This is a genomic window from Phormidium sp. FACHB-1136 (assembly GCF_014697375.1).
Classification (GTDB): Bacteria; Cyanobacteriota; Cyanobacteriia; order Phormidesmidales; family Phormidesmidaceae; genus Nodosilinea.
In genome coordinates this window covers 1-9,500 of sequence record NZ_JACJRS010000145.1, presented here as the reverse complement: position 1 = coordinate 9,500, position 9,500 = coordinate 1, and the positions used below count along the sequence as shown (strand labels likewise).

The 9,500-nt window shown below is 58.3% G+C and carries 5 protein-coding genes; 4 read left to right on the top strand and 1 reads right to left on the bottom strand.

Annotation, left to right across the window (positions count from 1 at the left end; genetic code table 11):
- On the bottom strand, positions 1-200 hold a 200-nt coding region (locus H6G62_RS27540; RefSeq protein ID WP_206755658.1), incomplete at its 3' end, for a hypothetical protein.
- Between the two features lie 230 nt (positions 201-430).
- Between H6G62_RS27540 and H6G62_RS24665 the strand changes: the two genes are divergently transcribed.
- The 4 genes from H6G62_RS24665 (at position 431) to H6G62_RS24650 (ending at position 8,844) form a co-directional block, all read left to right on the top strand.
- A complete protein-coding gene (locus tag H6G62_RS24665) occupies positions 431-2,041 on the top strand; it encodes a Mu transposase C-terminal domain-containing protein (RefSeq protein WP_199325221.1) in 1,611 nt (536 codons plus the stop codon).
- Positions 2,042-2,311: 270 nt separating this feature from the next.
- On the top strand, positions 2,312-5,584 hold the full coding sequence (gene drmD, locus H6G62_RS24660; RefSeq protein WP_199325220.1) for a DISARM system SNF2-like helicase DrmD: 3,273 nt from the start codon (positions 2,312-2,314) through the stop codon (positions 5,582-5,584).
- Between the two features lie 113 nt (positions 5,585-5,697).
- Complete coding sequence (locus H6G62_RS24655; protein ID WP_190500157.1) at positions 5,698-6,321, top strand: hypothetical protein; 624 nt, start codon at positions 5,698-5,700, stop codon at positions 6,319-6,321.
- Between the two features lie 2,112 nt (positions 6,322-8,433).
- Positions 8,434-8,844: a four helix bundle protein gene (locus H6G62_RS24650; protein WP_347239422.1), complete on the top strand. Its 411-nt coding sequence runs from the start codon at positions 8,434-8,436 to the stop codon at positions 8,842-8,844.
- Positions 8,845-9,500: the final 656 nt, after the last annotated feature.

The window sequence follows — 9,500 nt, the reverse complement described above, 5'->3', positions numbered from 1 at the left end:
ACCTTCACCCCCGACGGCAATCGCTCCGCCGCTTGATGGAGCATCTCCCGATAGGCCTCATAGGCGACTGAGGCGCTACGGTGTTTGAGCACGCGCCACACCACGGGTGTACAGTGACACACTACCTGTCGTCGGGACAAATTACTGTCGTTCGCCCGAAACCCTTGATTTGCAGTGATTTCAATCATTCTGATAGTCATTTTAGCCCTGATCCGAGTCGGTGAAAAAGGGACAAATAAGCTGTCGTCATCCGGCAAAGTGACAATCTATTTGTCGTTTTCCTCTTGAGGCCCAAGATCAGTAAGTGACAGAATCAGTGTCGTTTTCTGGATGACGCTGTATAATACATGAGAACCACTCTCTCGCTTCGTTGCTCAGATTGAGTGATGGTAAGGACTTTGGTCGTCATTGGGTTGAAAGGAGGATCGAGATGACGTTGGATGTGTCCTCGGAGAATCAGGAAGCGCCCATAGAAGTCGGTGGCTTACCTCCGAGTTTTGCTTCTACTTCTACTTCTTATTCAGAGCAGGGAAACACCATTGTTGAGGAATTAGATGAAGCGGCTCAGCAGAAGTTGGAGGTGATTCAGTCGTTATTGGAACCCTGTGACCGGGCAACCTACGGCGAAAAGCTGCGAGATGCCGCCGACAAGCTGGGGTGTTCTATCCGCACGGTGCAGCGGTTGGTGAAGCGCTGGGAGGCAGAGGGGGTTTCCGCCTTCATGACCTCCGGCAGATCTGACCAGGGTAAGTACCGAATTTCTGAGTTCTGGCAAGACTTTATTCTCAAGACCTACGAGGCTGGTAACAAGGGCAGTCGGCGGATGACACCCAAGCAGGTGGCCGTTAGGGTGCAGGCGAAGGCGCGTGAGATGGGGGAGGATAAACCGCCGAGCTACAAAACGGTGCTGCGGGTGCTGAAGCCTATCATGGAGCGTAAGGAGAAGGCCAAAAGCATTCGCAGTCCTGGCTGGCGAGGCTCGACGCTGTCGGTTAAAACGCGGGATGGTGAGGACTTGTGGATTGAGCATAGCAACCAAGTGTGGCAGTGCGACCATACCCCTGCCGATGTGCTGTTGGTGGATCAGCACGGCAACCCTGTGGGACGGCCTTGGCTGACGGTGGTGATTGATAGCTATTCCCGCTGTGTGATGGGGGTGAATGTGGGGTTTGATGCCCCGAGTTCGCAGGTGGTGGCGTTGGCGTTGCGGCACGCCATGTTGCCTAAGCCGTACGGCCCGGAGTACAAGCTCCATTGTGAGTGGGGCACCTATGGTAAGCCCGTTCACTTTTTTACCGATGGGGGGCGCGACTTTCGGTCTAACCATATCCAGCGCATTGGGGCGGATTTGGGCTTTAGCTGCCATCTCCGGGATCGCCCGCCCGAAGGGGGCATTGTCGAGCGGGTCTTTCGCACCCTCAATGATCAGCTCTTTTCGACCCTCCCCGGCTACACCGGATCGAACGTTCAGCAGCGGCCAGAGGAGGCGGATAAGGAGGCGAGTTTGACCCTACGGGAGCTAGAGCAGTTGGTGGTGCGGTTTCTCTGCGACAACTACAACCAGTCGATTGATGCGCGGATGGGCGACCAAACTCGGTTTCAGCGCTGGGAAGCGGGATTGATTGCGCCCCCAGACCTGCTGGAGGAGCGGCATCTCGACATTTGCCTGATGAAAGCCAGCCGTCGCACCGTGCAGCGCGGAGGCTACCTGCAATTTGAAAACCTGATGTTTCGGGGTGAGTATCTGGCGGGCTATGCCGGGGAGACGGTGTCGTTACGGTTTAACCCCAGCGACATCACCACGGTTTGGGTCTATCGCCAGGAGGATAACCGCGAGGTTTTTCTCACCCGCGCCTTTGCCCAAGGGCTGGAAACAGAGCAGCTTTCCTATGAGGAAGCCAAGGCTATCAGCAAGCGACTCAGGGAGGCGGGTAAGGTCATCAGCAACGATGGGGAATCGAGAACCGGAAAGTCGAGTGCCTGTGAGGCGTACTTTTACACCACGGGAAAAAAGCCGATTATCCCGGTGGTAGCCGCCTAAAACCTACGGCTGGCAACACCTTCAGAGATCCAAATATTTAGTTTTGTAATGGGTATTTCGCCGTTCCGTTGGGTACTCTGGAGGGAGTAAATCTTTCTCGCCTGAGCGACGGCTGAGTTGACAGTCGTCCTCGGCGATAGGATTGGGTCGTTCCCCTGGGTTGTTGTCACCGTAAATCAATGAAGAGCGGTATCTCCGTGGCTGAATCGGCGATGCGGCTGGGTGGCAGCGTACTGGGTCACGTCCTCCTCTGAAACAGAAGTCTTGTTCATGGCCATTCCTGAAAAACTCAATACCGCTACGGTGCCCCAGGTGGGGATGTTGGCCACCCTACGCAATCGTCGGGCACTGATTGCCTCTGTGGAGCCCTTTGGGGCTGGCTCTGAGGGGCTGGTTCACCTGGTGCGGCTAGAGTACGTGGACTCCGATGGCCCATCGGAAGACAGTTTGATCTGGGAGCGAGAAGTTCACAAGACCCTTCTAGAACCCACGGCCCTACCCCCCATTGAGACCTCAGACCCGATGCCCCCGGTGGAGTATGATGCCCTGCTGCGGGCCACTCGGTGGACGGCGTTGTCTCCATTCCTGAGCTTTGATCGCACGGATAGTCAGGCCCAGCCCCCGATAGCGTCGCCGTTCTTTGGGGCGGTGCAGGTGGAGGATTTTCAGTTGGTACCGCTGCTGAAGGCGCTGCGGATGCCACGCATTTCATTGCTGCTGGCGGACGATGTGGGCTTGGGCAAAACGGTAGAGGCGGGGCTGATTTTGACGGAGCTGTTGCTGCGACGGCGAATTCGGCGGGTGCTGATTCTCTGTCCGGCGGCACTGCGGAAACAGTGGCAGCAGGAAATGAAGGCCAAGTTTTCCCTCTCCTTTGACGTGATTGACCGGGCCGAAACCCATGCCCTGCAAAAGCGGCTGGGGCTGGATGCTAACCCCTGGCGCACCTTTCCGCGCATTGTCACGTCTTACCACTACCTGCGGCAGCCGGATGTGCTGGAGCAGTTTCGCGCCGCCTGTCAGCAGCCGGAGGGATCGGCCCAGCTACCGTGGGATTTGCTGATTGTGGACGAATGCCACAACCTGATGCCCTCGAATTTTGGGGAAGATAGCGATCTATCGAAGATGCTGCGGGCCATCGCGCCCTGGTTCGAGCACAAGCTGTTTCTCAGCGCCACGCCCCACAATGGCCATACCCGGTGTTTTTCCGGTCTGTTAGAGCAGCTTGACCCGGTGCGCTTCACCCAAACCACGGACTTCATGCCCGATATGCAGCAGCGTATTCAAGAGGTGGTGATTCGGCGGCTCAAAAAAGAGATTAATGCCCTGGACGAGCAAGCGGGCCACACCCCCCGGTTTTGTCGGCGGTTGACGGATCCTGTCCCGCTCTATTTTCAGCGCCAAGAGCGGCAGCTATCGGAGGCCTTTGAAGCCTTCCGCAGTGCGGTCAAGAGTTTAATTGCGGCATCCAGTAAAACCGATCAGCTAGCGGGAGGGTTCGCGGTAGAGGTGCTGAACAAGCGGCTGCTATCTTGCCCCTACACCTTTGCCAAGTCCTGGTTTCGGTTTCGGGAGGGCAATCGCCAAGCCGAAGGGGCCGAGGTGGGCGCGGTGCAGGCGGCGCGGCGGGCAACGCAGGAGGATTTAGACGACGACCAAGAGGTGGAAGGGCGCTTGTACCACGCCGCCAAAACCACCGGAGCCTGGTTTCAGCCCTTGATTCCCCACCTTCAGGCGGAAATTGCGGCGGTGGATGGGGCGCTGGCCGCGCTCAATCTTGTGCCTCAGGATGACGAGGACATCCCCGACCCAACCCTCGATGCTCGTTGGGACAAGCTGCTGGACACCATCGAAAAGTATTTGCGGGTGGGTACCCGCTGGCAAGAATCGAACCGGATTGTGGTCTTCACGGAATATAAAACCACCCTCGACTATCTGAGGCGGCGATTGTTGGCGACCTATGCCGACCAGCCCGACATCGTGCGCGAACTCTATGGCGGCATGGATGACCGCCAGCGGGACGAGATCAAGCAAGCCTTTAACGACCCCAACGACCCGGTGCGGGTGCTGCTGGCCACCGATGCCGCCTCCGAGGGGCTAAACCTGCAAGAAACGGCCCACATCGTCTTGCACTACGACATTCCCTGGAACCCATCCCGCTTGGATCAGCGCAATGGCCGCCTAGATCGCCACGGGCAGGCCCAGGATGTGTTTGTGCTGCACTTCACCAGCGAAGACGATGCCGACCTGAAGTTTTTGGCCCGGGTGGTGGAGAAGGTCAACACGATTCGAGAAGAACTCGGCTCGATGGGCGAGGTGTTTGATGCCGCCTTTCAGCGTCGATTTGTGGAGATGGAGGATACCGACCGCGTGCTGCGTGGCCTAGACGATGCCGTGACCTATCGCCAGGGCCGATCTCGCCTGCCTAGCTCGGAAGACATCGCCGCCGGACAAGCCGCCGCCGCCGCCCTCCGCACCCTCGAACAAGAGCTAGACCTCACCCCTGCCACCCTGGCCCAAACCCTAGAAATGGCCCTCGGCATCGGCGTGGGCCTGCCCCGGTTTGAAGCCCCCGACGACCAGGGCAGACTGCGCCTGAAGATGCCCATTCCCCCCAAGTGGGATGCGGCGGTGGATGATCACCTTCGGCTGAGCCACACCCACGGCCACCAGGGGCCAATCCCGGCCATTGTGTTTGACCCGCAGCACTTCATCCAAGTCAAGAACCACCGCCCGGTATATCGCCCCGCCAAGGACACGGTACTGATGCACCTCGGCCATCCCCTCTTTCACCAGGCGTTGGGAATGTATGCCCGCGCTCGGTTTCCGGGGGGCATGGGGGACGCTGCCCAGAGCAGCCGCTGGACGGTGCGCTATGGCCCAGTGCCCGCTGGGGCCGATGCCCTGCTGTTGCTAACGGTGGAAGAACTAGCGGTGAATGACCTGCGCGAACCCTTCCACCACTGGGTACGCACCCTGCGCTACCCCATCCACAACGGTGAACTGGGGGCCGCCCTTCCCCACCTTGCCGCCGGGTTGGATACGGCCCAGACCATCACCCCCAGCCCCACAGACCCAGCCATCGAGCAAGCTGTTGACCTTTGGGATGATATCAAACCCGACGTGCAAGCCGTACTTCAACAACTCATGGCCGATCTCACTTGCCAGGTAAAAGAACAACTCTCCCAACGGGAGCAGGTCGCCCTTGAGGAAGAAACCCAGCGATTCAAACATCGGCTCAAAGAAGTGGAGCGGGCGATGAAAGAAACCACCCTGCAAAAGCTAGAGAAAGAGCGCGACACACTGCTAGAAGACATGCAGCAGCTTTCGATTTTGCAGGAAAACCGTCGCGCTCAGGAAGAACAACTGCGTAACCTGGACGACGAATTGCATCGCCGCCGCAAGCACTATCAAGACCTGATGGATCAGCTACAGAAAGAGCGTGATCGTGTCCTCAACCAAATTTTGCCCAAGCGCCATACCCTGCGGGGGCGGGCGCAGGTGTTTCCGGTGGCGGTGGAGATTCGGGTGGGGAGGGAGTAGGGAGTGGGGAGTAGGGAGTAGGGAGTGGGGAGTGGGGTAGGGGCGAGGTGCCCTCGCCCTCTGGGGCTAGGGGGATTGATTAGACTTTTAGAAGTGCATGGAAAGGGGGCGATATGTCGTATCGGGATTTTACGTTAGAGACGGTTAGAAAGCGGTTTGGGCTGACGATTGAAAGTAATCAGGATTTGTTTTCAGAGCGCATTCAGTCGGTCGTGTTGGCGGAGGCGTTTACGGGATATTTGCGCTATAGCGTTCCGTTGGCTTTAGCAATTAACACAGAAAAAGCCCGTTCCGAGATGATTATTGCACCGATTCTAGTAGAACTAAAGCGCCTTTTGAATGACCAAATGAGTCTTTTCTCTGGGGTTGAGTTCAATGTTGATGCCGCCCAGGAATTGACTGGATTCTGTGATTTCATTATTAGTCTGTCTCGCCAGCAACTCTACATTAGTGCCCCTGTTTTTATTGTGTTTGAGGCCAAAAACGAAAACATCAAAGGAGGGCTTGGGCAATGCCTAGCGGCCATGGTGGCGGCTCGGTTATTCAACGAACGAGAAGACCAAGCCATCGACCCAATTTACGGAGCCGTGACCACGGGCAACCAATGGAAATTTTTAAGCCTTAAAAACGACACCGCCTACATCGACCTTCAAGACTATTACATCGACCGCATCGAAGACATTATGGGAATTTTAGTCAGCCTCGTCCAAACCCCCAAAAAGCCTGTTCCCGCCTAACCCCCCAGGGCGGGAAAACCCCACCCCTACCCGATTCCCCAGGGCGAGGTGTCCTCGCCCCTACCCGACTCCCGACTCCCGACTCCCGACTCCCGACTCCCGACTCCCCACTCCCCATGCCCACCTCCCTCCAAACCCCCACAACCCACACCGACTGGTGGATCTCCCTCAAGCACGGTGGCCTGTTAATTGCCCCGGCCAAGCTAGAGGAATACTTTGTGCCCAGCCAGCTAAGGCCGCTGTCGCGCTATGCCGAAGACAACCTGCGGCGCGATGTGCAGGGGCTAAGCAATGGCAACCACGGCCAAATCGGTGCCCTGCTGGACACGGTGCTGGAGGAGGTGCTGGGCCTCGCCAAGGACTTTTGGCAAAAGGGCTCATCTGTAGAGCGCGACTGGGCACAGCAGGCCATTACCCGCGAAACCATCAAGCCCCGCCGCGTTTGGCAGGATGACCGGGGGGCGGTGCTGCCCGTGTTTGTGGCCGATGGCCAAGAGCGAGGGGGCCAGGTGACGCGGCTGGGGATTGGCCGGGGCAAGCGGGCCGTTTCGCGGGTGATTGAGTGGCTCCGCAAAGCCGATCAACCCATCGCCCTACTCACCAATGGCTACCAATGGCGGCTGATCCATGCCGGGGCCGACTACGATGCCTGGTGCGAGTGGGATATTGCCCTATGGTTCGAGGAAGGACGCCCTGGCTCCCAGGTCACGGCCCTGCGGTTGCTGCTGGGGGAAGCTTCTGTCCGTCCTCCCCAAGCCGGACGGCCTAGCCCATTACTCGCCGCCATTCAGTCCTCCCGCCAAGGACAGGCAGAGCTGTCGGACGTGCTGGGGGAACGGGTACGGAAGGCGGTGGAGGTGTTGATTCGGGCCTCTTCGGCGGCGTTGAATGCGGTGACTCCCCCTCATCCCCCAACCCCTTCTCCCACCAGGGGAGAAGGGGAGCAAGAAAGCTCCTCTCCCTCGATGGGAGAGGCGGGGGTGAGGGTGACAAATCGCGACATCTACATCGCCGCCAGCCGCATCATCATGCGCTGTGTGGTGATTTTGTTTGCCGAGGCCCGTGATCTGCTGCCCCGTGAGAATCCGATTTACCACAATTCCTACGGTATTCAGGGGTTGCGGGAGCAGCTAGACCGTATGGCGGGGGGCCGTGCCTCGGAGCGGTTGCGGAATGGCTATAGTGCTTGGCCGCGTCTGTTGGCGTTGTTTCGGTTGGTGTATGAGGGATCGGCCCATGAGGCGATTCCGGTGCCGCGCTATGGGGGTGGGTTGTTTGCGCCGGGATTGACCACCGCTGCCGATCCGGTTCTGCGTGCCCTCGCGGCCCTAGAAAATCCGACCCAGGGGCCATCGGATGCGGTGGTGGCCCAGATGTTGGAGTTGCTGTGTCGCAGCCAGGTGAAGGTACGCCAGGGGCGACGGAGTACCTGGGTGCCGACTCCGGTCGATTTTTCGGATTTGTCGTCGGAATACATCGGCATTCTCTATGAGGGACTGTTGGATTTTGAACTGCGCCGCGCCGACGATGATGACCCCATGGTTTTCCTCAACCTGGGCGATCAGCCTGCCTTACCCCTGACGCGGCTGGAGGGGATGGATGACAGGGCGTTGGAGTCGTTGGTGGAGAAGCTGAAGGAGCGGGAGTCGGGGGAAGAGGGAGAAGAAGAGGGGGAGTCGGGAGTCGGGAGTCGGGAGTCGGGGGAAGAGGAGACTGGGGAAGAGGGTAGGGGTGAGGTTGCCTCGCCCTGGGGCGTCGAGGGTGGGGAGTTAGAAGAGGAGGATTCTCTAGACAACTCCGACCCGACTGACGACTCACCACTCCCGACTCCCGATCAAGTCCAGCACTTACGAGATCGCGCCCACACTTGGGCTATCCGAGCGGTAAAGGCGGGTGGTTTGGTCAAGAAGCCGCGCAGTAAAAAAGCCGACGCCTTGGCGGACTATGAGCAGCAGGTGAGCCAGATGGCCCATCGCCTAATTGCCCGTCTCGTTTTGCCGGGGGAATGGTTTTTGGTGCGCTGGGGTGGCACCCGGAAGGGGTCGGGTACGTTTTATACGAGACCTCAGCTAGCGGTGCCGACGGTGCAGCGAACGTTAGAGCCGTTGGTGTATGAGGTGCGGGAGTCGGGAGTCGGGAGTCGGGAGTCGGGGGTGGAGGATGGCTCAGAATTATCGAGAACTGCGGGTTTGGAACGAGGGAATCACGCTGGTGGAGATGTGCTACCGAATGACCAAGGCGTTTCCGAAGGAGGAAATTTATGGGATGACGTCTCAGATTCGCAGGGCAGCCGTGTCGATACCCGCGAATATCGCGGAGGGCTACGGTCGGGAGAACCGGGGCGAGTACATTCAATTCCTCAAAATCGCCCAGGGATCCCTCAAGGAACTGGAAACCCATCTGATCATCTCGGAGCGGGTACACCTGGCAACCCCTCAGACCATCGCGCCGATCATGACTCAGTGCGAGACAGCCGGGAAAATGCTACGTTCTCTAATCCGCACCCTACAACAGAAGCCATAACGGGAATCGGCCCATACCAAGATCCCGACTCCCGACTCCCGACTCCCGACTCCCCCAAACCCAAATCTCCCGCCGAAATCCTCTCCCTCCGCATCTGCGACCCCGCCTGTGGTTCGGCCTCGTTTTTGATTGCGGCGTTGCGGTATCTCACCAATGCGCTGTGGGAAAGTTTGTTTGCCCATGGTTGGCTGATTGAAGATGGGGATCGGATTCGGATTGGGATTCCTGAGGATGCGCGGCCAGCCTGGTTTGTGGACTGTGTGAAGGATTTGCCGCTGGCAGCGGAGAAGGTGGAGGAGTTTTCTAAGCCACGGTTGAAGCGGTATATCGTTGAACGCTGTATTTATGGGGTGGATATTAACCCGCTGGCGGTGGAGTTGGGGCGGCTGGCGCTGTGGGTGGAGACGATGGATCGGTCGCTGGCCTTTGGCTTTTTGGATCACAAAATTAAGGCCGGAAATGCCTTAGTGGGCTGCTGGTTTGATCAGTTTCAGGATTACCCGATTATGGCTTGGGAACGGGAGGCGGGGGACGCCACCCACCGGGGGATAAGCTGTTAGTCATCTAAACTGCGTATAATACATTAAAATTCTGGAATAAGCCATGGGAGTCAGAAACTATCTAACGTCAGAGGAAAAGCAAGAGCTTCAGAAGCA